Here is a 21,571-nt window from a genome sequence, read left to right as displayed (position 1 = left end):
AAAGCCGGTGCAAATCCGGCGCTGACCCGCAACCGTGAGCCGCTCTGGAGCGACGAGCCGGATTGCCCCGCACGGATAGTGACCGGCTCAGACCCGTCCGCCGCGGTCGACGGCCTGCGCCAGGCGGCCTCCCGCCACCGCGACAACGAGGACGCGCGCGGTCAGGCGTGGACGGTCTACTACCTGGGCCAGGCGCTGGAGGAGACCGGAAACCTCGACCTCGCGGTCCGTGAACTGGAGCGCTCGCGCACGATGTTCTCCCGGATGCGCGACGTCTACGGCCTGGCCTGCGCCCGGCACCACTCGGCGCGCGTCACCCGCGACCAGCGCGCGGCCCAGACCGGCTCCCTGCGCAACTCCGGCTTCGCCCGCCAGCTCCTGGTCGACGCCCGCGCCGACTTCCAGCGCATAGGCGTACGCCACGGCGAGGCCTGGACCTGCCTGGAACTGGCGGTGGTCGACGCGGGCAACGCCCGCACACCGCAGGCCCTGGCCCTGTGCGACGAGGCGATCGGCCTGTTCACGTCCTACGGCGACCGCCGCGGCGAGGACTGGGCCCGCTTCCTGCGCTGCACCCTGCTCCCCTACGCGGCCCCCGGCGGCATGGAGATCGGCGCGGCGGTCGCCCAGGAGGAACTCACCGAACTCACCCACCGCAAACACGACCTGCGCGACGAGAAACTCGACGACTACATCGACGCGTACGCGCTGTTGCTGGAACGGGGAGTGAGCCTCGAAGCAGGCTGGCAGGCTTGGCGGTTGGGGATGGTGCCGAATCGGCACGCGCGGGAGGTCATGGGGGTGGCCACCGAGGGCTGATGGGGCGGCACGAGGGGCAGCGCCGGGCACACGGCCTGTCAGGGGGAGGTACGCACATGGCTGTGAGCGCCGAGGACTCCGCACGTCTTCTCCAGGGCATTCCGGATCCGCCCGGGAGGTTCGTCAACCGTGCGGAGCCCCTGGAGCGGCTGTCGGAGGCCGTGGCCCGTGCGCACGCGGGCGGCCCACGCCGTCCCGTCGTGGTGCACGGGCTCCCCGGCTGCGGAAAGAGCGCGCTCGCCGCCCGGTTCGCCAGGGAATGGCAGGCGACCCGGGACCAGCCGGCGGTGTGGGTGCCGGCGCACCTGCCTCCCGGCGCGGACGCCGACACCGTACTGCTGCGTCTGGCCGACCGGCTCGGGCCTCCCTCCGCGCAGTTGGGGGAAGCTCTGTTGACGCGGGAGGAGCCGAGCCGGCAGTTACTGAGGGCGGCCTGCCAGGTCCAGCTGCTGCACACCGCACCCGCTCTGCTGGTTCTCGACGACCTGCCCGAGGGAGACCGCGGATCCGCCGCCCTCGCCGCGGTCGGCGCCCTGTGCCGGGGCACGGACACGGTGGTCGTGGTGACGTCCGGGTCGCGCCGCACCGGCGCGGCCGTGCCGGTCCCGCACCTGACCGACGCCGAGGCCCAGGACTTCCTGGGCCCGAGAACCGAAGCGCGGGCGCGCGAGGCCCTGGTGGAGGCGGCGGACGGGCTGCCGCTGCTGCTCGGCATCGCGGCGGGACTGGCCCGGGACTCCGACCGGCCGGACCTGACCGGCTCCCTCGACCCCGCCGGACTGGTGGGCTCAGCGGTGGAGCGGCTGTCACCGCTCGCCGCCGAACTGCTCGCCGCCCTGGCCGCGTGGCCGACCGGTCGCATGCCGGAGACCGCGCTGCCCGTCGCTGTCGCCGCCCCCGCCGGGCAGGGCGCGACCGCCGTCCAGGAACTGCGGCGCTCAGGTCTCGTGCACGGCGCCGGCCCCGGCCTGCTGTGCCTGTCTCCCGTGCTCGGTCGCTCGCAGCTCCTCCCCTCGTCACTGGGTGCTCCGTCCGTCCACGTGCTGGAGCAGCGGATCGTCTCCGCGGCGGCTCGCGGCACCTTGCCGGTCGAGCAGGGCCTGGAGGAGTACGTCGCCCTGGCCGCACGCGGACTGGCCCGCGGGGGGCCCGCCGACGCAGGCGGGCCGGCCCTCGGGGCGCCCGCCATCCACGCCGAGTGGGCGATCTTCGTCCCCCGACTGGCCCACTACCTCAGCCTGAGCGTCCGGCCGGCCGCACTGCTGACGCTGAAGCAGGCAGGTGCCGAGCCCGCGGTCTCCCTGCATCTGGCCGTAGCCGCACGGAACGCCGGACACCTCCAAGAGGCTCACCTGGCCCTGAGCCGCCTGGGCACGCCCGCCGCCCTCGTCGAAGTCGCCCGTACCGAGCACGACATGGGCCGCCTGGACGACGCGCTGTCCACCCTCGGCGGGCTCTCCGACGAGGGGACGGGGGCGCTGGCCACCTGGACACGGCGCACCCGTGCCGCGGTGCTCGCCGACACCGGCCGGACCGAGGCGGCCAAGGACGCCTTCCAGCTGGCCGCCGAAGGTTCGAAACGCCAGGTCCGCGACTCGCCTCGGTTGTGCTGGCACCGGCTCCACCAGCTCCGTCTCGCCATGGTCACGTCGCGCGGAACGGCGTACACCCAGAGCGAGTTGGACCAGTTGCGTGAGCGCTTCGACGCGTTGGGCGATGTGCGGGGTGTGGCGTGGACGACCACGGAGATGGCGCGGTACTGGCTGCTGACCGCGCACAGCCGTCCCATGCAGACTCCGGAGGGCGCACTCGCCGGCGGCAGGGTGTTCGCCACGGAAGCCCTCGACCGGCATGTCCGCAACGGCGATCCCCGGGGCCGGGCCTGGGCTTCGCTGACCCTGGGACTCGTCGAGGCGGAGAGTGGGCGGCACACCGAGGCGACGAAGCATCTCAACGACTCGGTGGAGATGTTCCGCGCGCTGCCCGACCTCGTGGGCCTCGGCTGGTCCCTGCACCACCTGGCCCTGACCGCCGGGTACACCCGACGCGACACCGACAGAGCCGTCACGCTGCTCGCGGAGGCGAGCGGCTGCTTCACCAAGGCGGGCAACCTGCTCGGAGCGGCCTGGACAGGCCTCGAACAATCCCTGCTGGACGCGCACTTCGTGGGTACCACCGCACCGTCCAAGTATCTGGACCGCGCACAGGCCCGGTTCACCTTCCCGGCCGGATCGACGTGGGTCGGCATCGCGCGGGCGGTGCTCGCCCGGAACGAGGAACTTCGCCAAGCCCTGGTGCGGCAACTCGCCGGCGTCTACCCGTCATCCTTGCTGGACCAGGTCCACGGCGACCTCGACTCCCGCACCCCGCCCCTGCCCCGAGCCGCCCGGTACACCGCGCCGGGCTCCTCGTCGGCGCTGCCCGCCGGTCCCGTCGGCGCATCGCGGGCCGCCGCCTCGCACGTCCGCCTGGTTCTGCTCGACGAGGCACCGGCCACCGACGGCACCGCCCGGATCGGACTGCGGGTGGAACCGGGCCCAGAACATCCGTGGGCCGACCCGGAGGCCGTGCCTCCATGGCTGACAGTGCGGGCGCTGGCCCTCACCCGGGCCGATCTGCGTCCCGAGCACACCGTGATGATCAAGCCTTCGCTCCGGCCCGAGGACGGCACCGAGTTCCGCTTCACCCCCAGACGTCCGGGCCGCCACCGGCTGCGGTTCACCATCGAGCACCACAGCACCGGGGTGGTCCTCCAGCAGGTCGAGACCGCCATCGACGTCAGCGACGCGGACCCCGGTCGGCACCGGGCGTCCCCGGAACCGGGCCGACTGCGGCCGGTGGCACCGGGCGCGCCCGCGCTCTCCCTGCCGAGGAGAGGGAACTGAGGCATGGCCCACGAGCTGCCCACCTGGATCACCGACGACCCCAGTGACGGCTTCACCCGCGAACCCGATCCGGCCCTCACCCACCCCGATCTCGTCGTCGCCCTCAGCCACGAACCGGAGAACAACCTGATCAAGGCGCGTGTCTACGGTGGTGCTGTGCCCGCGTCGATGGACGAATACGTGACGACACTGGAGGCCCGCCCCGCCACCGTGGCCGCCGTCGCGGCCTCCCTGCGAGAACGCTGGATCAAGGAGCTGGTGGAGTTCGAGCCGGTCGACCCCGACGGAGTCCCCGCCCCCGGCCGGGCGGAACTCCCCTACGCGACCAGGCTGGACCTGAGCGCGGAGCCGGAGGAAGAGCTTTACGAGATCCTCGAAGAGCTCGTGGCGCAGGGCAGCCATCTGCTGTTCGACGTGCTGCTCGGCGGCGAGGCGAAAAGGACGCGCAGGCTGCGCCGAGTGCTGCTCGACGCGCTGCGCCAGGACGGCCCGCTGCGGGTGCGCTTCAACTCGGACATCCCCCTGCCCTGGCCCATGCTGTGCCTGCCGGAGGACCGGGGTCGCACGCTGCCCACGGCGGCTCGTGAGGCGGTGGCCGGACTGTTCGGCCGGTTCGTCGGCTACCGGCACCAGACCGAACAGACCGGCCCGTACACCTGGATCTTCGACGAGGCGGACGAGAAGCCGAGGCCAACACCCGAGGTGCCCTGCGTGAGTCTGAACCACGATCCCGGCATCGACCCCGACGGCCGTACCCGGGCAGCCGAGGTGGCGGCACTGCTCGCCGACGGGACCGCCTTCGTGGAACGGGTCAGCCGGCGCGAGTTCCTCGACGCCCTGCGCGCCGGGTCCCTCGATGAGCAGCTGATGTACTTCTGGTGCCACGGTGCCTTCGCCACCGGACCGGACAACTCCCGCCACCTGGTGGTGCGGTTGGGCGACGGCAAGGACATCGACGCCCGGACCATCCTCGCCCGCCACGACCCGTCGCAGACCACCCCCTTGCTCCAGCGCCGCCCCCTCGTCCTGCTCAACGCCTGCTACGCGGGACTCGCCGACTCCGGCGACATCGCCCAGCTCGGCGGTGCCCTGCTGCGTACCGGGGCGGCCGGAGTACTGGGGCCGCAGATCCGGATACCGCAGATCTTCGCGGCGGAGTACGCGCACGCCTTCGTCACCCGCTACCTGGACGGTCGGCGGACCGCGGGCGAGATCACCCACACGCTGGCCCGGGAATTCGCGGACCACCACCGCAATCCGCTGGGCCTCGCCTACGCCCTGCACTACGGAATGGACAACAGATTGAGACGCTCCTGATGTCCCGCCTGCCCTTCGAGATCCGCGTCGTCGAGTTGGACAGCAGGGGATGGCTCACCCGGCGCACAGACACGGGTGCGCGCCCGGTCCCCGCACATCTGCTGCTCGCCCACTTCGCGGAGCACCTCGCGATCCCCGCCGAGGCGACCGACGTCATCGTCTACGTCCACGGCTGGAACACCTCGCTCCGCTCGGCGCACACGGCGCTGACACGGCTCCTGGCGCTCGCCCACGACCAGTACGCGGCACGGAGCTCCCTCTACCCGGGCCTCGATGGCTCCACCCGAGAATTCGTGCCCTGGCCGGTGCTCGTCCGCTGGCCGTCGCTCGGCACCTACCAGCAGATCCGCGACCGCGCCCACACGATGGGGACGCAGGGGCTCGCGGCGCGGGTCATCGGGCAGTTGCTGGGCTATCTGGACGCGGAGCGGGGCAATCCACGGGAAGCTCCCGTCCTGGCCAACCGCACCGGCCAGTATCTTCACCTCGTCGGCCACTCGTTCGGCTGCCGGTTCCTGTGCGAGGCGGTTCAGTGGGCCGCCCACTCACACACTCTGGGGTGGAGCACACCCGAACCCCCCGGCAGACCGTTCACGGTCGACTCCATGCTGCTGTTGCAGATGGCCGCGCCCCGTGACGCCTTCGCGGACACCTTCACCGCCCTGGCGGACGCGCCCCTGCGGGGCCCGGTCGTCGCCACCTACTCGCGGCACGACCGGGCCACCGGGTTCTGGCATCTGCGGGCCGAGAAACGGGCCGGGGTCGGTTACGCGGGGATCGGTACGGCGCCCGCGCCGGTGTCGGCGATCCGGATGCTGCCCGCCGACCAGCCGTATCCGCTCGCCGTGCTCGATCACCGTTTCGTCAGTGTGGACGCGAGCGAGGTGTTCGTGCGCGGGCGCGGGCCGGCAGGCGCCCACTCCGACCATCTGCGGCCGGAGTCGGCACACCTGCTGCTGTCGCTCGCCGACCATTCCCGGTGACAAGGCCCCGGGCGACGCGGTGGGTCAGCCCTTGGCCGAAGATGCCTTGCCGGAAGCGGCCGACGAGTCGTCGCCGCTCTCCGCCTTCGGGTCGGTCGTCTCCTGGAAGTCGACCTTGCCCATGTGCTTGCTCATGGACTTCATCAGGGCCCACACCGCCAGGGCCATCGCCGCGAAGACGATGAAGCCGAGGACGCCGGGGGTGACCTTGTCCTCGTCGACCTCCTTGGCGAAGGTCACGAGGTGCGTCATTGCCAGGCTTGCGCTTGCGCTCATGTCAGGCATTGTCCCGGATGCCCGCGAAGAGGTCGTCCTCGGGGAGGGAGGTATCGACGAGGGACTTCGCGAGCTCGTACTCCTCGGTCGGCCAGACCTCCTTCTGGAGCTCCAGCGGGACCCGGAACCAGCCGCCGTCGGGGTCGATCTGCGTGGCGTGCGCGATCAGCGCCTTGTCGCGGATCTCGTAGAAGTCGGCGCACGGGATGTGCGTGGTGAGCGTGCGCTCCTTGTGGCCGGACTCCTCCCAGCGCTTGAGCCAGTCCCCGTACGGCGACTCCAGGCCGCGGTCGACCAGGGCCTTGTGCAGCGCCTCGGTGCGCGGGCGGTTGAAGCCCTGGTTGTAGTACAGCTTCCGCGGCTGGTACGCCGGGCCGTACTCCGCCTCCGGGTACTTCTCGGTGTCCGCCGCGCCCTCGAACGCCACCATCGAGATCTTGTGGGTCATGATGTGGTCGGGGTGCGGGTAGCCGCCGTTCTCGTCGTAGGTGGTGATCACCTGGGGACGGAAGCCGCGGATCTTGCGGACCAGCTCACCGGCCGCCTTGTCGACGTCCTCCAGGGCGAAGCAGCCCTCGGGCAGCGGCGGCAGCGGGTCGCCCTCGGGCAGGCCGGAGTCGACGAAGCCGAGCCACTCCTGGCCGACGCCGAGGATCTCCCGGGCCTCGTCCATCTCCTTCTTTCTGACCTCGTGGATGTGCTCCTCGATGTATTTGTCACCCTGGAGCTTCGGGTTGAGGATGGAGCCGCGCTCCCCGCCCGTGCAGGTCACGACCAGCACGTCCACCCCCTCGGACACGTACTTCGCCATGGTGGCCGCGCCCTTGCTCGACTCGTCGTCGGGGTGGGCGTGCACGGCCATCAGTCGCAGCTGGTCAGTCAAGACTCAATCCTCGGTAACTCGGCGCCCCGGGTCATCGGGGGCGAACGGCGGCTTCTATAGTGACCGAATCGGGGGGCGATTAATTCCAGGGTCCGGTTTCCCCGGTTTCGGGGGCCCGCCGAGAGGACGATCATGAGCACGGTGAGCACGCGACTGCCCGAGGGCCGTTACGGCCGTTCCTCGGACCAGCGTGCCGACCACAAGCTCAAGATCGCCGGTGCCGTGCTCGGGGCCCTGCTGCTCGCCCTGGTCGGCTACTTCGCCTACCACTACGTCGTCCAGAACAAGATCAGCGGCGAGGTCATCACCTTCGAGCCCGGCAAGGACTCGGTGCGGGTGCACCTGGAGGTCCGCAAGGACGCCGGCGTGAGCGGCTACTGCACGATCCGCTCCCAGGCGGAGAACGGCGCCGAGGTCGGCCGCGCCGACTTCCGCTTCGACGGCGACGCCACCCGGATCGACCGGGCGGTCACCCTGCGCACGACGGCCCCCGGCACCACCGCCGAGCTCCTCGGCTGTCACGCCGACTGACGTCACCCTCGATACAGCCGGGCTGACCTGCGCGGACGTAATTCTGATCGGTTATGTCCTCCCCCTTCGGCCACTGAATTGTTAGGCTCGTGGTTTCGCCCATCCGTGAAGGAACATTCTTCTGGGTAGGGCGATGCTTTGTATTCCCAGTACCTACGAGGAGCACCTGTGACCCAGACCAGCGAAGACGTCACCTGGCTTACGCAGGAGGCGTACACCAAGCTCAAGGAAGAGCTGGCGTACCTGTCTGGTCCCGCGCGCGAGGAAGTCACCGCGAAGATCGCGGCCGCGCGCGAGGAGGGCGACCTGCGCGAGAACGGCGGGTACCACGCGGCCAAGGAAGAGCAGGGCAAGCAGGAGCTCCGCATCCGCCAGCTGACCCAGCTCCTGGAGCGGGCGAAGGTCGGTGAGACGCCGACCTCCACGGACGGTGCCGTGGCGCCCGGCATGGTCGTGACGATCGCCTTCGACGGTGACGAGGACGACACGCTCACCTTCCTGCTCGCCTCCCGCGAGTACGCCAGCGCCGACATCGAGACCTACTCGCCGCAGTCCCCGCTGGGCACCGGCGTGATCGGCCACAAGGTCGGCGAGGAGGCGCAGTACGAACTGCCGAACGGCAGGAAGGCCTCCGTGACCATCCTCAAGGCCGAGCCCTACAGCGCCTGACACCCGTCTGTCGTTCCTGAGTGCCCCCGGCGTCGCCCTGACACCGGGGGCTCTCTCATGCGGTGGCCGAGCGGTACTTGCGGACCGCGAGGGTGCGGAACACCGCGATGATCACGACCGACCAGATCAGTGAGGCCCACACCGGGTGCTGCATGGGCCAGGCGTCGGAGGTCTGGAAGCCCGGCGGGAGGTTGCCGAACAGCTCACGGCAGGCCTGGACCGTCGCGCTGAAGGGGTTCCACTCCGCGATGTGTCTCAGGAACGACGGCATCATGTTCGCGTCCACGAACGCGTTGGAGATGAAGGTCAGCGGGAACAGCCAGATCAGACCGCCCGAGGTCGCCGCCTCGGGGGTGCGCACGGACAGGCCGATCAGGGCGCCGATCCAGGAGAAGGCGTACCCGAGCAGCAGGAGCAGGCCGAATCCGGCGAGCACCTTGCCGAAGTTCTCGTGGGTGCGCCAGCCGACGATCACGGCGACGACCGCCAGGACGACCAGAGTCAGCGCCGTCTGCACCGAGTCGGCGATGGTGCGGCCCGTCAGCACCGCACCGCGCGCCATGGGCAGCGAGCGGAAGCGGTCGATGAGCCCCTTGTGCATGTCGTCCGCGATCCCCGCGCCCGCGCCCGCGGTGGCGAAGGTGACGGTCTGCGCGAAGATGCCCGCCATCAGGAACTCGCGGTAGGCCTGGGTCGAGGTGGAGTCGCCGACCTGGATCGAGCCACCGAAGACGTAGGTGAACAGCACCACGAACATGATCGGCTGGATCAGGCCGAAGATGACCATCTCCGGGATCCGGCTCATCCGGATCAGGTTCCGGCGGGTGATCACCAGGGAATCGCTCACCGCGCTCACTTGGCGGCCTCCTTGTCCGTCTCGTCGTCCTTGGCCTCGGCCACATGTCCCGTCAGGGACAGGAAGACGTCGTCGAGGGTGGGGCGGCGCAGGCCGATGTCGTCGATCTCGATGCCCCGCGCGTCGAGTTCGCGGATGACCTCGGCGAGGAGCTTGGCGCCGCCGGTCACGGGGACGGTGAGCTTGCGCATGTGGTCCTCGACCGTGGTCTCCCCCTTGCCGAAGCCGGCCAGGATCTCCGCCGCGGTCACGATGCGCTCGCGCTCGTGCACGACGACCTCGACGCGCTCGCCGCCGGTGCGGGCCTTGAGCTGGTCGGAGGTGCCCTGCGCGATGACACGGCCGTGGTCGACGACGGCGATGTCATGGGCGAGGTGGTCGGCCTCCTCCAGATACTGGGTGGTCAGCAGCAGGGTCGTACCGCCGGAGACCAGTTGCTTGATGACCTCCCACAGCAGCTGGCGGTTGCGCGGGTCCAGGCCGGTCGTCGGCTCGTCCATGAACATCACGGGCGGGGAGACCACGAGGGCCGCGGCGAGGTCGAGCCGACGGCGCATACCGCCGGAGTAGGTCTTGGTGGGGCGGTCGGCGGCGTCGGCCAGGTCGAACTGCTCCAGCAGCTCCACCGCGCGGGCCTTCGCGGCCTTCCCCTTCATCTGGTACAGCTCGCCGACCATCTGGAGGTTCTCGCGGCCGGTGAGGTATTCGTCGACCGCCGCGAACTGGCCGGACAGGCCGATGGAGCGGCGCACGGCGTCGGGTTGCTGCTGCACATCGATGCCCGCGACGACCGCGCGGCCGCTGTCGGGTTTGAGCAGGGTCGTCAGACAGCGGACGGTGGTCGTCTTGCCCGCGCCGTTCGGCCCGAGGAGGCCCAGGACGGTGCCCTCGGGGACATCGAGGTCGACGCCGTCCAGAGCCTTTACGTCACCGAAGGTCTTGACCAGGCCTTCGGCATAGATGGCGCCTGGCATATGAGTCTCCACGTCATCGGGGATTCTTCGAGAAGCCTAGGGAGGGGCGGGTGCTTCCGCCTCCTCATTTCACACACACCATAACGCGATGTATCGCGTCTCTCAATGGAGTTACCCGAACGAGTGACCCAGAGGGCTCCGACCTCAGTCGATGACCGTGTAACCCGCCTCGCGCAGGGCTCGGCCGACCTCGGCGCAGTGCTCCGGACCCTTCGTCTCCAGGTGCAGCTCGACCTCCGCCTCCGTGAGCCCGAGCCGAGGGTCGGTCCGGACGTGGCTCACGTCGAGGACGTTGGCGTCGACCACTGACAACGCCCCGAGGAGCGAGGCGAGGGCGCCCGGGCGGTCCGTCAGCCTGAGGCGTACGGCCAGGTAGCGGCCCTGCGCCGCCATGCCGTGCCGCAGGACGCGCTCCATCAGCACCGGGTCGACATTGCCACCGGAGAGCACGGCGACGACGGGTCCCTCGAAGGCGCCGGGGTCGCTCAGCAGCGCGGCGACCGGGCTCGCCCCGGCCGGCTCCACGACCAGCTTGGCCCGCTCCAGACACAGCAGCAGCGCGGCGGACAGCTCGTCCTCGGTCACCGTGCGGACCTCGTCCACCAGCTCGCCGACGATCCCGAACGGCACGTCGCCGGGCCGGCCGACCTTCATGCCGTCGGCCATCGTCGCCGGGTTCTCGATCGTCACCGGGCGGCCGGCCGCCAGCGAGGGCGGGTAGGCGGCCGCGCCCGCCGCCTGGACGCCCACGATCCGCACGTCCGGCCGCAGCGCCTTCACGGCGATCGCGACCCCGGCCGCGAGACCCCCGCCGCCGATCCCGAGCACGACGGTGCGCACCTCGGGGCACTGCTCCAGGATCTCCAGGCCGACCGTGCCCTGGCCGGCGATGACGTCGGGGTGGTCGAAGGGGTGGATGAACACCGCGCCGGTCTCGGCCGCGTACTCCTGCGCGGCGGCGAGCGTCTCGTCGACCACCTGGCCGTGCAGGCGCACCTCGGCGCCGTACTCCCGGGTGGCGCTGATCTTCGGCAGCGGGGCGCCCTTCGGCATGAACACCGTGGAGCGCACGCCGAGCAGCGAGGAGGCGAGGGCGACGCCCTGCGCGTGGTTTCCGGCGCTCGCGGCCACGACACCGGCGGCCCGCTCCTCCGGCAGCAGCCCGGCGATCCGGACGTAGGCGCCGCGCAGCTTGAACGACCCGGTGCGCTGGAGGTTCTCGCACTTGAGGTGGACCGGCGCGCCCACCTGGCGGCTCAGGAACCGGCTGCCCTCCATCGCCGTCATGCGCGCCACGCCCGTCAGCATCTTCTGCGCGCCGCGCACGTCGTCGAGGGTCACCGGCGGCACGGGATGGGCCTTGCGGTAGTTCATGACTCAAGTCTCGCAGTTCACACGTGCGGTGCGCGGCTGTGACCAAGCACCAAGACGGGTTTGCGCAGCGCCGGTACGGCCTGCCCCCGGGCCGCGTACCCTGTCCCCCAACCTTTGCAGCCCCTCCATGAAGTGAGCCCCCGGCCATGCCCACAACACCTGAAATGTCGATGGACATGACGACCGTCGGTGACACCGGTCTTCTCGACACCCTCCAGCACGAGGTCGCGGTCTTCGCCCGTCGTGCCGAACAGACCCGGCTCGGCGGGGTGGGGCAGGTGCGCAACTCGATGGACCGCGCCGCGTACCTGCTGCTCAACCGGCTCGACAAGGAAGGTCCGATGGGCGTCAAGGCGCTCGCGGCGAGCATGGGGATCGACTCGTCGACGGTCACCCGGCAGGTGGCTCCGCTCGTCGACACCGGCCTGGTCAAGCGCACCTCGCATCCGGAGGACGGGCGCGCGGTGGTGCTCCAGCTGTCGCCGCGCGGGATGTCCCGGCTGGAGGAAGTGCGCTCCTCCCGGCGTCAGTTGATGGCCGAGCTGACACACGACTGGGCGCCGGAGGAGCGCGAGTCGTTCTGTGCGCTCCTCACGCGCTTCAACGTCGCGCTGTCCGCGCGGATGGCCGTCCAGGGTGTGCCCGGGCCGGAGGCGCAGTCCTCGTAGCCGCGGCACGCACACGCGCGTGCCGCCCGCCTCTTGACCTCGGGGCCGCGGGGGGCCTCATATGAGATCAGGTCCCCAGAGCTTGCTCCCCTGAGCTCGGGCCCACCGGAGATCGGGTCCTCGTAGGCGTACCCGAGAACCGTACGAGACAGCCGTACGAGACAGTCGTACGCGACGGCCGCACCGAGCCGTCCTGCGGCCGTTCGCGGGCGGAGGGAGGTGCGGTGCGGCAACGGCAGGCTACTCAGGGTGCCCGGCGGGCCCGGGAGTTCGAGGCGTTCGTGGCGGGCGCGGGCGGCCGGCTGCTGCAGGCCGCGACGCTGCTGACGGCGGAGGCTCCGGACGACAACCCGCGCGCGCGGCGGCTGCTGACGCTGTCGCTCGCGCACACGTACGCGTGCTGGGACCGGCTGCGCGGCGAGGATCCCTACGACCGGGCCCGGCAGTACCTGGCCCTGCGGTTCGCCCACGGCGGCTGGCGCCGCGGCGGCCTGGTGCGCGGGCGTCCGCACCCCGCGAGTCCGCTGGCCCGGCTCGGCCCCCAGGAGCGGCTGATCCTGGTGCTACGGCTCTACGAGGGTGTCGCCGAGGAGCAGGCGGCGGCCCTGCTGGGGCTGCCCGTGGAGCGCGTCCACACGATCTGCGACCGCGCGACGGCCCATCTCCTGCACCCCCCGCGCGGCCCGGCACCGGCGGTGGGCCGCGCGAAGGTGGCGGCGTCGTGAGCCGGCCGGACGTACGGCCCGACCGAGGGAGGCGCACATGAACCGGACACAGCGGGAGGCCACCGTACGGCAGCTCATGGAGCAGGGGGCGCCGCAGGTGCCGGTGGACCTGTACGCGGACGCCGTACGGCGCGGCACGCGCGTGTTGCGGCGCCGGACGGCCGCGCGGCGGCTGATGTGGCTGCTGCTGTTCGCCGCGAGCGTGGCGTTCGTCGTATGGGCGCTGACGGTCCACCCGTGGGTGGAGCCGCCGTCGAAGACGACTCCACCGCTCACCGGCTGGGGCGACTAGCCGAGGGCCTGCTGGAGGTCCTGGAGCAGGTCGTCGACGTTCTCGATGCCGACGGAGAGACGGACGAGGTCCGCGGGGACCTCCAGGGCCGAGCCCGCCACGGAGGCGTGCGTCATCCGGCCCGGGTGCTCGATCAGGGACTCGACGCCGCCCAGGGACTCGCCGAGCGTGAACACCTTGGCGCGGTTGCAGACCTCGACGGCCGCTTCCTCGCCGCCCTGCACGCGGAAGGAGACCATGCCGCCGAAGGCCCGCATCTGCTTCGCCGCGACCTCGTGCCCGGGGTGGTCCTCCAGGCCGGGGTAGAGGACGTGGGTCACGCGCGCGTGCCGGGTGAGCATGTCGGCGACCTTCGTGGCGTTCTCGCTGTGCCGGTCCATGCGCACGGAGAGCGTCTTGGCGCCGCGCAGCACCAGCCAGGAGTCGAAGGGCCCGGCGACCGCGCCCATCGCGTTCTGGTGGTACGCCAGCTCCTCGCCGAGCGTCTCGTCGGCGGTGACCAGCGCGCCGCCGACGACGTCGGAGTGGCCGCCCATGTACTTCGTCAGGGAGTGCACGACGACGTCCGCGCCGAGCGCCAGCGGCTGCTGGAGGTAGGGCGTGGCGAAGGTGTTGTCGACGACGAGCTTCGCGCCCGCGTCCCGGGCGACCTGGGCGACGGCTGCGATGTCGGTGATGCCGAGCAGCGGGTTGGAGGGGGTCTCCACCCACACGACCTTGGTCTTCGGGGTGATCGCGGCCCGTACGGCGGAGGGGTCGCTGGTGTCGGCGACCGACCACTCCACGCCCCAGCGGGCGACGACCTTGGCGAAGAGGCGGAAGGTGCCGCCGTACGCGTCGTTGGGGATGACCACGTGGTCGCCGGGGCTGAGCAGCGTACGCAACAGGCAGTCCTCGGCCGCCAGTCCGGAAGCGAACGCGAGCCCTCGGCGGCCGCCTTCGAGGGCGGCGAGGTTCTCCTCCAGGGCGGTGCGGGTCGGGTTGGCGCTGCGGCTGTACTCGTAGCCGCCGCGCAGTCCGCCGACGCCGTCCTGCTTGTACGTGGAGACCTGGTAGATCGGCGGGACGACCGCGCCCGTGAGGGGGTCGGCGGTGTTGCCCGCGTGGATGGCGAGGGTCTCGAAGTGCTGACTGATGTGCCTGTCGCTCATGGGCCCCGAGGGTAGTCCGCTCGCGGGGCGGATGCTGTCCGGCGAGGTCGGGGCGGTCGTATCGCAGGGTTTTCCCCAGGCGGAACGGGCTGGTCCGGAAGGCGCGGCGGAGTTGTCCACAGGGCCGCGGGCTGGTTCGCCAATTGTCGGTGGCGTCTGGAACCCTTGGGACATGGAAATTCTCTGGGTCCTGATGGCGATGGTCATGCTGGGCTTCGTGCTGCTCCCGTTCCTGCGGCGCAGGCGTGGCGTGATCGAGCAGGTCCCGGCGGGCCACCCGGACGCCGCGGACCCGGCGGACTACGGCTTCGCGCGCCAGGAGGAGCTGGACGTCCGCATGCCCGGCCCCGACCAGGACCTGCTGGACGTCCTGGACCTGGTGCAGCGCACGCAGGACCACAAGGCCGCCGCCCAGCTGCTGGCCGGCACCGAGAAGGAGGGCGAGCGGCGCTGGCAGCGGGTGCAGGCCTTCGCCGGGGCCGCCTCGCTGGAGCTGCAGCAGCGGCCGGGCGGGGTCAGCGAGTCGCCGGGCGGCCAGTGGCTGCGGGTGTGGCGGGCCGAGGCCCCCAAGGACGCGGGCGGCGCGGCGGTGCACGCGGAGTTCCTGGTGCAGCAGGCGTGGCGCACCTCGACGGCCGGCACCGACGACTTCCGGATCATCATGGAGGAGGCGCGGTCGGCGTGCGCGGAGGCCGCGCTGCTGGCGCCGGGCGATCCCATCCCGTACATCGTCGAGCTGTCGGTGGCGCGTGGACTGGCCTATCCCCGCGAGGAGTTCGAGCAGCTCTGGCTGAAGATCCTGGACCGCTCCCCGCACCACATGGGGGCGCATCTGGCGGCGCTGCACTACTGGTGCGAGAAGTGGCACGGCTCGCGGGAGCTGGCGTACGGCTTCGCGGAGGCGGCGGCCGCGCGGGCCCCCCACGGCTCGCTGCTCGCCGCGATGCCGCTCTTCGCGGTCTTCGAGCACCTGCCGGAGCTGAACCTGGTGCGCGGCTTCTACCAGAGCGAGGTCGTGACCAAGGCGATCCACGGCGCGCTGCACGCGGTGCACTCCGCTCGCGCGGACGACCCGATGCTCGCCCACGTCCGCCATCTCCTGGTCTTCTTCCTGGTGCGCGGCGAGCGCTGGGCCGAGGCGATGGGCCAGCTCATACACATCGACGGGCATGTCGGTGCGCTGCCGTGGACGCTGTCGCCGGATCCTGCGGCGGAGTTCGCGGTGTACCGGGCGCTGGCGGTGGCGGGGTACGAGGCGAACGGGGGCAGTCCGGCGACGCTTCCGCACTGAGCCCGGTGGTGCGGGCCCGGCGCTCCTCATGGACATGACTTGCCGGGCCGCCCGCCGGTAGGCGATACTCCGCATCCCCCCACATCCACCGGTCACGGCCCCACCGTCCGACCGTGTGAGCGCTTCTCCGACCGTGTGAGCGCTCTCTCGTACCTGTCATTTCCTCGGGGGGAATCTGCCCAATGGGCGCGACTCTGCGCGCTGTGCGCGCTCTCGTCCTGCTCGCCGGCTTCTATCTGCTCGGCGTTCTCCTGCTGGCGGCACTCGGCGGCATCGACTGGCTGCTGTCCGTGTACGCGCCGACCAGCATCGCGGTGAAGCTGTACGTCGTCTCCGGGCTGCTGGCGGTCCCCGTGGTCCGGGGCATGTTCATGCTGCGCACCCCGCGCGACGAGGAGGAGCCCGGCCTGCCCGTCACGGAGGCCGACGAACCCGAACTGTGGCGCATGGTGAGGGAGTTGGCCGACGAGGTCGGCACCCGCGCGCCCTCGCGGATCCTGCTGACCGGTGACGTCAACGCCGCCGTGGCCGAGGACGCCCGCCTGCTCGGCCTGCGCTCCGGACCGCGGCGCCTCTACCTCGGCGTGCCGCTGCTCCAGGGGCTGTCGCAGGCGCAGTTGCGGTCGGTCCTCGCCCACGAGCTCGGCCACTACTCGAACTCCGACACCCGCCTCGCCGCCCTCACCGTGCGCGGCCGCGCCCAAGTGCTGCGCACCATCACGCACTTCGAGCAGCGCGCCGACCGGACGGCCGCGCGCGAGCAGGCCCGGCAGGAGAAGAAGAACGCCAAGGCCGAGGAGAAGGGCAAGGAGACCCAGGAGGTCGACACCGGCCACGCGGGCGTCACCTACCGCACGATGGCGAAGATCTACGTCGGCTACGCCAAGCTGTACTTCCGCGCCACGCAATCCGTCTCCCGCCGCCAGGAGTACGCCGCCGACGCGGCTGCCGCCCGGATCGCGGGCCGGGACGCCACCGCGTCGGCGCTGCGCGAGATCCCGGTCCTGGACTCGGCGTTCGCCTTCTACATGAACTGCTACGCCACCCTCGGTGTCGGCCGGCGGCTGCTGCCGCCGCGCGGTGAGATGTTCGGCGGTTTCGGCCGGATGCTGAGCGGCCGCAGCCTGGAACTCGTCGAGCAGCGGGGCGACCTGCCGACGGGCCCGACATCGCCGTACGACAGTCATCCGCCGATCGGGGAGCGGGTCCGCCGGATCGAGGAGCTGCCCGACGACGGGCGGGCCGACGAGGCGCGGGGCGCCGCCCTCGACATCCTCACCGCCCCGGTGCGCACCCTCGACGCGCTGGAGGACGCGGTGCTCTCGGACGAGGTGCGCGGCTACGCCCGTACCGCCGACTGGCAGGAGCTGCTCGACAGGGTGATGGCCACGTCCTTCGGGGTCGGGCGGACGCCGCTGCACCGGGCGTACGTCACCTACACGGGTGAGGAGCCGACGCTGCCCGCGGTGCTCGACCTGATCGAGGACGGCAGGCTGTGGGAGCTGGCGAAGCGGCTTCCGCTGTCGGACGAGGCGGCCGCCGCGCAGGGCCGGGTGTTCCGTGAGTTCGTACGGCCGACGCTGCGCAGGTCGCTGGCCTCCATGGCGCTGGCCGAGCTGAACGCGCGCTCGCTGCTGCGCTGGGAGTTCTCCTGGGAGCGGTCCGCGATCCCGCTGCTGCCGCCCGCGCCGGACGGCACCGACACCGACCTCGACGCGGTGGTTGCCCCGGCGGTCGCCGACACCCCCGACACCGCGGCGCTGCGGGCCCTGCTCACCACTACCCCCGAAGGTCAGCTGTGATCATCCTCTGGGTCGTTCTGGCCCTCATCGGACTCCCCCTGCTCGCCCTGGGCCTGTACTTCCTCAAGGCCATCATCGAGGGCGCGATCGAGGGCTGGCGCGGCGAGGGCGAGGAGGAGGACGGCGACAAGCCGTACGAGCTGCCCGCGGCCGCCGTAGCCCTCGGTCTGCTGCCGCCCGAGCAGCAGAACCGCGACCACGCGGCGCCCGAGCCCGCCGTCCTCACCGCCGCCGTGGCCGCCGCGAAGGCGGGCGACTGGGAGCCGGCCGCGGCCCTGCTGGACGCGACGGCCGCGGAGCGGGACTGGGAGTACCGCTCCTTCCACAGCGGCGCGCTCGCCTCCGTCGCCGCCGACGACGACACCTGGCTGCTGGCCTGGGAGGCGGCGCGCCCCGACGACCCGGGGGCGGCGCTCGTGCGGGCGCGCTCCACGGTGGACCTGGCGTGGAACATCCGCGGGGCGAAGCGGGCGAAGCACACCACCGGCGAGCAGTTCGCGGGCTTCCACCGGGTCCTGGAGCAGTCCCGCGAGCACCACGCGCGGGCAGCCGAACTGGGCGTCGAGGGCGACCCGGTGCCGTACATCGGGCGGATCTCGACGGCGCTCGGGCTCGGTGACCCGCATGTCGAGATGGAACGGATCTGGAAGGAGATCACCGACCGGGACCCGCACCACTACTCGGCGCACTACGCGGCCCTGCAGTACTGGTGTGCGAAGTGGCGCGGTTCGGAGAAGCTGGCCCGGGAGTTCGCGGCCGAGGCGGCGGCGAAGGCTCCGCTGGGCAGTCTGCTGACGGTGTTCCCGCTGATCGCGCACTTCGAGCACGACGAGTCGGACACCACGGACGCGGACCGTACGCCGGAGATGCGGGCGCTGGTGGACGCGGCGCTCGCGGACGTGGCCGCGGCGGATCCCGCGCACCCCAGGGTCGCCGAAGTACGGCATCTTCTCGCCTTCTACCTCTGCCTCCAGGACCGGGACGAGGCGGCGGTGGAGCAGTTCCGGCTGGTGGACGGGTACGTGGACGCGCTGCCGTGGCGGTACCGGGGGGATCCGGCGGGGCAGTTCTGCCGGCTGCGGGACATGTCGTTGGCGAACGTGGAGCGGGACGCGGCGGTTTCAGGCTGACCCAGATCTCTGTCGGAATGCGGGGCGGTACGGGACGGTTGTTCCCGTACCGCCCCGCCCGTACGAAGGAGCCCCGTCATGCTGTTCGGCCGTACGCCCGTCCTGCCCACGCCCGAGCAGGCGCTCAAGGGCCGCTCCGAGCCGGCGTTCGGCGTCCCCGAGCGCCACACCGTCCTCGGCAACCCGCTGCTCGGCCCCTACCCCGAGGGCCTGGAGGTCGCCGACTTCGGGATGGGCTGCTTCTGGGGTGCGGAGCGGAAGTTCTGGCAGCTCCCGGCGGGCGTGTGGACGACGCTGGTCGGCTACCAGGGCGGCCACACCGAGAACCCGATGTACGAGGAGGTCTGCTCGGGCCTGACCGGCCACACGGAGGTGGTCCGCGTGGTCTTCGACCCTTCCCTGATCTCCTACGACCGTCTCCTGAAGACCTTCTGGGAGGCGCACGACCCGACGCAGGGCTTCCGCCAGGGCAACGACGTGGGCACGCAGTACCGCTCCGCGATCCACACCCACTCCCCGGAACAGACGGCCACGGCAACCGCGTCCCGCACGGCCTACCAACACGCCCTCACCGCCAGGGGCCACGGCACGATCACCACAGAAATCCTCCCGGCGACCGACCGCCCCTTCTACCCGGCCGAGCCCTACCACCAGCAGTACCTCGACAAGAACCCGTTGGGGTACTGCGGGATCGGGGGGACGGGGGTGGCGTGTCCGGTGGGCATGGCGAAGACGGATGACTGAGACGCTGCCACCGGACGTCTCGGCAACGCTCGGTGCGCTCCTGACGGGAGGCGACCCGGTCAGCAGCGCTCTGCGCGCTCAGATCGCGCACGCGCGCGTGGTGGGCCGGTGCGGCTGCGGATGCGCGAGTGTCGACCTGGAGGTGGACCGGGCGGCGGTGGCGGCCGCGCCGGAGCACGGGAATCCGGTCGCCGACGGCTGGTACGTCGTCCCGGAGGATGCCGGAGCCCTGGTCTTCGCGGAGCGCGGCTATCTGTCGCTCCTGGAGGTCTACTCCGCGTCCGGCGAACCGATCAGCGCCTGGCCCGACCCGCGCTTCGTCCGACGCTGAGCGGTGACGCGGTCACGTACTCCGAGCGGACGGCTTCCGCTGTGCGCGCGTCCGTCCGCTCGGCCGGTCAGCCTTCCGCGCGGGTCGGCAGGCGCCAGCCCGGGCGGGGGAAGTGGCAGGTGTAGCCGTCCGGGTAGCGTTGGAGGTAGTCCTGGTGTTCGGGCTCGGCCTCCCAGAAGGGGCCAACGGGCTCCACCTCGGTGACGACCTTGCCGGGCCACAGGCCGGAGGCGTCGACGTCGGCGATCGTGTCCTCGGCGATGCGCTTCTGCTCGTCGTCGACGTAGTAGATCGCCGAGCGGTAGCTGAGGCCGATGTCGTTGCCCTGGCGGTTCTTCGTGCTCGGGTCGTGGATCTGGAAGAAGAACTCCAGGAGCGCACGGTAGTCGGTCCGCGCGGGGTCGTAGAGGATCTCGATGGCCTCCGCGTGCGTGCCGTGGTTGCGGTACGTCGCGTTCTCGACGTCTCCCCCGGTGTAGCCGACCCGCGTCGCCGTCACCCCCGGAAGCCGCCGGATCAGCTCCTCCATCCCCCAGAAGCATCCCCCCGCCAGCACGGCCCTCTGCGTCTGCGCAGCCATCACGACCCCTTTCCCTCGGTCGGCACCAGCCGGTATCCGGTGCCCATCCGCTCAACGCGCGAGGGTTCCGGGCGATTCCTCACCCGCCGCGCCGGCCGTGTCCCTGCCTATGTCCATCATTTCGGCCCTGCTGGAAAAGATCCGCGGCCTCCCGCTCCCTGTCCTACGATCGCCCGCATGCTGATTCGTCGGACATTACGGATGATCATCGTGCTCGTCCTCGCCCTGGCCGGAGCGGCCGCGGGTGGGGTGGGGACGGCTCAGGCCGAGGGGGGCGGATCCTCGTACGAGCGGCAGTTGTTGTTCTACAACCACTCCTACGGCGTGTTCGACCGGGAGACCGCGGACGCCATCGAGCACTCCGACTACCTGCGGGACTTCGCCAGTTTCGAGGTCCGCACCACGACCGGTTCCGGCGGGCAGACCTGGACCGGCCGTTATCTGAGGGGCCGCGAGACCTACCTGGAACTCTTCGGAGTCGGTGACCTCGCCGGTCCGGACGGCACCCTCGGCGCCGCCGGACTGGGGCTGTCGACCGAGCGGGACGGAGACCTGGCGACGGTCGCCGAGCGCATGAAGAGCGAGGGCGTCACCCCCATCGAGTTCCTCCAGACCCGGGACTTCGGTGACGGGGTGCCGGTGCCGTGGTTCGACGCGCTGCTCACCGCCACCGAGTACGACGCCTTCGGGGCGTGGGCGATGGAGTACCGGCCGGAGTACTTCGCGGACCCCCGCAGCAACACCGAGCCGGAGAGCTATCCCGGTGACGTCGGCAGGGAGCGCTATCTCTCCGACGACTACCGCAACCACCTGATGCGTGACGTGACCGCGGTGCGCATCGCCGTCACCGAGGGCGACCTCGCCGACACCATGCCGCTGCTGCGGGCCGGCGGGTTCACCGTACGGAACGTGACGGGCGGTGGCGTCGTCGCGGAGGGCGGCGGCACGGCGATCCGGTTCGACGTCGTCCCGCGCGAGCAGGCGGGGATGCGGCGGGTCGAGATGTCCCTCAACCGGCCCGTGAAGGACCGCCATGTGGAGCAACTCGGCCACTCGACCCTCACGGTCGGCCCGGGCACCCGCGCGGTCTGGACGTTCGCGGAGAACGGCACCCCCTAGCCCCAGCGGACGGCGCCCCCGCCGCCAGGAGGCGATTGGTGCGTTTGTCCCGGCGATGCGCCGTATCCGTGGCGTGTCGCCGACGGCGGGGAGGAAGGCGTACGCGTCCTCGACGTCCTGGACGTTCCCCTCGTACGCGAGGAGCAGGCGGTAGGACGGGACCTCGCCGAG

The 21,571-nt window shown here is 71.4% G+C and carries 21 protein-coding genes, 1 pseudogene and 1 riboswitch; of the genes and pseudogenes, 15 read left to right on the top strand and 7 right to left on the bottom strand.

Annotated features, from left to right (window positions below):
• Positions 1-85, top strand: a riboswitch (cobalamin riboswitch). This riboswitch is flagged as partial in the annotation.
• From ABZ896_RS43680 to ABZ896_RS43665, 4 genes and pseudogenes are all read left to right on the top strand, one after another.
• Positions 70-819, top strand: a pseudogene (locus ABZ896_RS43680) (hypothetical protein); the annotation flags it as partial. (Overlaps the previous riboswitch by 16 nt.)
• 56 nt (positions 820-875) lie before the next feature.
• Complete coding sequence (locus ABZ896_RS43675) at positions 876-3,704, top strand: tetratricopeptide repeat protein (RefSeq protein ID WP_360941740.1); 2,829 nt, start codon at positions 876-878, stop codon at positions 3,702-3,704.
• Positions 3,705-3,707: 3 nt separating this feature from the next.
• Complete coding sequence (locus ABZ896_RS43670) at positions 3,708-5,021, top strand: CHAT domain-containing protein (protein ID WP_360941737.1); 1,314 nt, start codon at positions 3,708-3,710, stop codon at positions 5,019-5,021.
• Positions 5,021-6,004, top strand: a complete 984-nt coding sequence (locus tag ABZ896_RS43665; RefSeq protein WP_360941734.1) for a hypothetical protein — start codon at positions 5,021-5,023, stop codon at positions 6,002-6,004. Before ABZ896_RS43670 ends, ABZ896_RS43665 begins: the two co-directional genes overlap by 1 nt.
• 24 nt (positions 6,005-6,028) lie before the next feature.
• Here the strand turns inward: ABZ896_RS43665 and ABZ896_RS43660 are convergent, their stop codons facing one another.
• Both ABZ896_RS43660 and mca read right to left on the bottom strand, forming a co-directional pair.
• Complete coding sequence (locus tag ABZ896_RS43660; RefSeq protein ID WP_360941731.1) at positions 6,029-6,289, bottom strand: hypothetical protein; 261 nt, start codon at positions 6,287-6,289, stop codon at positions 6,029-6,031.
• Positions 6,282-7,142 (bottom strand): mycothiol conjugate amidase Mca, encoded by an 861-nt coding sequence (mca, locus tag ABZ896_RS43655; protein WP_360941749.1) that lies wholly within the window; start codon positions 7,140-7,142, stop codon positions 6,282-6,284. The genes ABZ896_RS43660 and mca overlap by 8 nt, the downstream gene beginning before the upstream one ends.
• A 153-nt stretch (positions 7,143-7,295) precedes the next feature.
• On the opposite strand from mca, the gene ABZ896_RS43650 reads away from it, so the two are divergent.
• Positions 7,296-7,694: a DUF4307 domain-containing protein gene (locus ABZ896_RS43650; RefSeq protein ID WP_360941728.1), complete on the top strand. Its 399-nt coding sequence runs from the start codon at positions 7,296-7,298 to the stop codon at positions 7,692-7,694.
• 168 nt (positions 7,695-7,862) lie between these two features.
• Positions 7,863-8,363, top strand: a complete 501-nt coding sequence (gene greA / locus ABZ896_RS43645) for a transcription elongation factor GreA (protein ID WP_360941725.1) — start codon at positions 7,863-7,865, stop codon at positions 8,361-8,363.
• Positions 8,364-8,418: 55 nt separating this feature from the next.
• Here the strand turns inward: greA and ABZ896_RS43640 are convergent, their stop codons facing one another.
• The 3 genes from ABZ896_RS43640 to ilvA all read right to left on the bottom strand — a co-directional run bounded on the left by ABZ896_RS43640 (position 8,419) and on the right by ilvA (position 11,567).
• Positions 8,419-9,219 (bottom strand): ABC transporter permease, encoded by an 801-nt coding sequence (locus ABZ896_RS43640; RefSeq protein WP_360941722.1) that lies wholly within the window; start codon positions 9,217-9,219, stop codon positions 8,419-8,421.
• On the bottom strand, positions 9,216-10,193 hold the full coding sequence (locus tag ABZ896_RS43635; protein WP_360941719.1) for an ATP-binding cassette domain-containing protein: 978 nt from the start codon (positions 10,191-10,193) through the stop codon (positions 9,216-9,218). Before ABZ896_RS43635 ends, ABZ896_RS43640 begins: the two co-directional genes overlap by 4 nt.
• 144 nt (positions 10,194-10,337) lie before the next feature.
• Positions 10,338-11,567 carry a threonine ammonia-lyase gene (gene ilvA, locus ABZ896_RS43630; RefSeq protein WP_360941716.1) on the bottom strand — a complete coding sequence of 410 codons (1,230 nt, stop codon included), beginning with the start codon at positions 11,565-11,567 and terminating at the stop codon, positions 10,338-10,340.
• Positions 11,568-11,731: 164 nt separating this feature from the next.
• On the opposite strand from ilvA, the gene ABZ896_RS43625 reads away from it, so the two are divergent.
• The 3 genes from ABZ896_RS43625 (at position 11,732) to ABZ896_RS43615 (ending at position 13,252) form a co-directional block, all read left to right on the top strand.
• Positions 11,732-12,235, top strand: a complete 504-nt coding sequence (locus ABZ896_RS43625) for a MarR family transcriptional regulator (RefSeq protein ID WP_360941746.1) — start codon at positions 11,732-11,734, stop codon at positions 12,233-12,235.
• Positions 12,236-12,459: 224 nt separating this feature from the next.
• Positions 12,460-12,960, top strand: coding sequence for a sigma factor-like helix-turn-helix DNA-binding protein (locus ABZ896_RS43620; RefSeq protein ID WP_360941713.1), 501 nt, complete (start codon positions 12,460-12,462; stop codon positions 12,958-12,960).
• 37 nt (positions 12,961-12,997) lie between these two features.
• Positions 12,998-13,252 carry a hypothetical protein gene (locus ABZ896_RS43615; RefSeq protein WP_360941710.1) on the top strand — a complete coding sequence of 85 codons (255 nt, stop codon included), beginning with the start codon at positions 12,998-13,000 and terminating at the stop codon, positions 13,250-13,252.
• On the opposite strand, the gene ABZ896_RS43610 is transcribed toward ABZ896_RS43615, so the two are convergent.
• Positions 13,249-14,403: a cystathionine gamma-synthase gene (locus tag ABZ896_RS43610; protein WP_360941707.1), complete on the bottom strand. Its 1,155-nt coding sequence runs from the start codon at positions 14,401-14,403 to the stop codon at positions 13,249-13,251. The genes ABZ896_RS43615 and ABZ896_RS43610 overlap by 4 nt on opposite strands.
• Positions 14,404-14,575: 172 nt before the next feature.
• Between ABZ896_RS43610 and ABZ896_RS43605 the strand changes: the two genes are divergently transcribed.
• The 5 genes from ABZ896_RS43605 (at position 14,576) to ABZ896_RS43585 (ending at position 19,701) form a co-directional block, all read left to right on the top strand.
• Complete coding sequence (locus ABZ896_RS43605) at positions 14,576-15,694, top strand: hypothetical protein (protein ID WP_360941704.1); 1,119 nt, start codon at positions 14,576-14,578, stop codon at positions 15,692-15,694.
• Between the two features lie 182 nt (positions 15,695-15,876).
• A complete protein-coding gene (locus tag ABZ896_RS43600) occupies positions 15,877-17,496 on the top strand; it encodes a M48 family metallopeptidase (protein ID WP_360941701.1) in 1,620 nt (539 codons plus the stop codon).
• Positions 17,493-18,626 carry a hypothetical protein gene (locus ABZ896_RS43595; protein ID WP_360941698.1) on the top strand — a complete coding sequence of 378 codons (1,134 nt, stop codon included), beginning with the start codon at positions 17,493-17,495 and terminating at the stop codon, positions 18,624-18,626. The genes ABZ896_RS43600 and ABZ896_RS43595 overlap by 4 nt, the downstream gene beginning before the upstream one ends.
• Before the next feature lie 78 nt (positions 18,627-18,704).
• A complete protein-coding gene (gene msrA / locus ABZ896_RS43590) occupies positions 18,705-19,370 on the top strand; it encodes a peptide-methionine (S)-S-oxide reductase MsrA (RefSeq protein WP_360941695.1) in 666 nt (221 codons plus the stop codon).
• Positions 19,363-19,701, top strand: coding sequence for a hypothetical protein (locus ABZ896_RS43585; RefSeq protein WP_360941692.1), 339 nt, complete (start codon positions 19,363-19,365; stop codon positions 19,699-19,701). The genes msrA (ABZ896_RS43590) and ABZ896_RS43585 overlap by 8 nt, the downstream gene beginning before the upstream one ends.
• A 67-nt stretch (positions 19,702-19,768) precedes the next feature.
• Here ABZ896_RS43585 and msrA (ABZ896_RS43580) read toward each other — a convergent pair whose 3' ends face one another.
• Positions 19,769-20,281, bottom strand: a complete 513-nt coding sequence (gene msrA / locus ABZ896_RS43580; protein ID WP_360941689.1) for a peptide-methionine (S)-S-oxide reductase MsrA — start codon at positions 20,279-20,281, stop codon at positions 19,769-19,771.
• 201 nt (positions 20,282-20,482) lie between these two features.
• On the opposite strand from msrA (ABZ896_RS43580), the gene ABZ896_RS43575 reads away from it, so the two are divergent.
• A complete protein-coding gene (locus tag ABZ896_RS43575) occupies positions 20,483-21,400 on the top strand; it encodes a DUF5829 family protein (RefSeq protein ID WP_360941743.1) in 918 nt (305 codons plus the stop codon).
• Positions 21,401-21,571: the final 171 nt, after the last annotated feature.

Source organism: Streptomyces sp. NPDC047072 (genome assembly GCF_040643855.1).
Taxonomy (GTDB): Bacteria; Actinomycetota; Actinomycetes; order Streptomycetales; family Streptomycetaceae; genus Streptomyces.
This window is presented reverse-complemented; position numbering and strand designations above follow the sequence as displayed.

Coding starts and splice junctions, on each gene's coding strand:
- ABZ896_RS43600 (WP_360941701.1), top strand. CDS start 15,877: ATGGGCGCGACTCTGCGCGCTGTGCGCGCTCTCGTCCTGCTCGCCGGC.
- ABZ896_RS43605 (WP_360941704.1), top strand. CDS start 14,576: ATGGAAATTCTCTGGGTCCTGATGGCGATGGTCATGCTGGGCTTCGTG.
- ABZ896_RS43585 (WP_360941692.1), top strand. CDS start 19,363: ATGACTGAGACGCTGCCACCGGACGTCTCGGCAACGCTCGGTGCGCTC.
- msrA (WP_360941695.1), top strand. CDS start 18,705: ATGCTGTTCGGCCGTACGCCCGTCCTGCCCACGCCCGAGCAGGCGCTC.
- ABZ896_RS43650 (WP_360941728.1), top strand. CDS start 7,296: ATGAGCACGGTGAGCACGCGACTGCCCGAGGGCCGTTACGGCCGTTCC.
- ABZ896_RS43665 (WP_360941734.1), top strand. CDS start 5,021: ATGTCCCGCCTGCCCTTCGAGATCCGCGTCGTCGAGTTGGACAGCAGG.
- ABZ896_RS43615 (WP_360941710.1), top strand. CDS start 12,998: ATGAACCGGACACAGCGGGAGGCCACCGTACGGCAGCTCATGGAGCAG.
- ABZ896_RS43670 (WP_360941737.1), top strand. CDS start 3,708: ATGGCCCACGAGCTGCCCACCTGGATCACCGACGACCCCAGTGACGGC.
- ABZ896_RS43675 (WP_360941740.1), top strand. CDS start 876: ATGGCTGTGAGCGCCGAGGACTCCGCACGTCTTCTCCAGGGCATTCCG.
- ABZ896_RS43660 (WP_360941731.1), bottom strand. CDS start 6,289: ATGCCTGACATGAGCGCAAGCGCAAGCCTGGCAATGACGCACCTCGTG.
- ABZ896_RS43575 (WP_360941743.1), top strand. CDS start 20,483: ATGATCATCGTGCTCGTCCTCGCCCTGGCCGGAGCGGCCGCGGGTGGG.
- ABZ896_RS43635 (WP_360941719.1), bottom strand. CDS start 10,193: ATGCCAGGCGCCATCTATGCCGAAGGCCTGGTCAAGACCTTCGGTGAC.
- ABZ896_RS43625 (WP_360941746.1), top strand. CDS start 11,732: ATGTCGATGGACATGACGACCGTCGGTGACACCGGTCTTCTCGACACC.
- ABZ896_RS43610 (WP_360941707.1), bottom strand. CDS start 14,403: ATGAGCGACAGGCACATCAGTCAGCACTTCGAGACCCTCGCCATCCAC.
- mca (WP_360941749.1), bottom strand. CDS start 7,142: ATGGCCGTGCACGCCCACCCCGACGACGAGTCGAGCAAGGGCGCGGCC.
- msrA (WP_360941689.1), bottom strand. CDS start 20,281: ATGGCTGCGCAGACGCAGAGGGCCGTGCTGGCGGGGGGATGCTTCTGG.
- ilvA (WP_360941716.1), bottom strand. CDS start 11,567: ATGAACTACCGCAAGGCCCATCCCGTGCCGCCGGTGACCCTCGACGAC.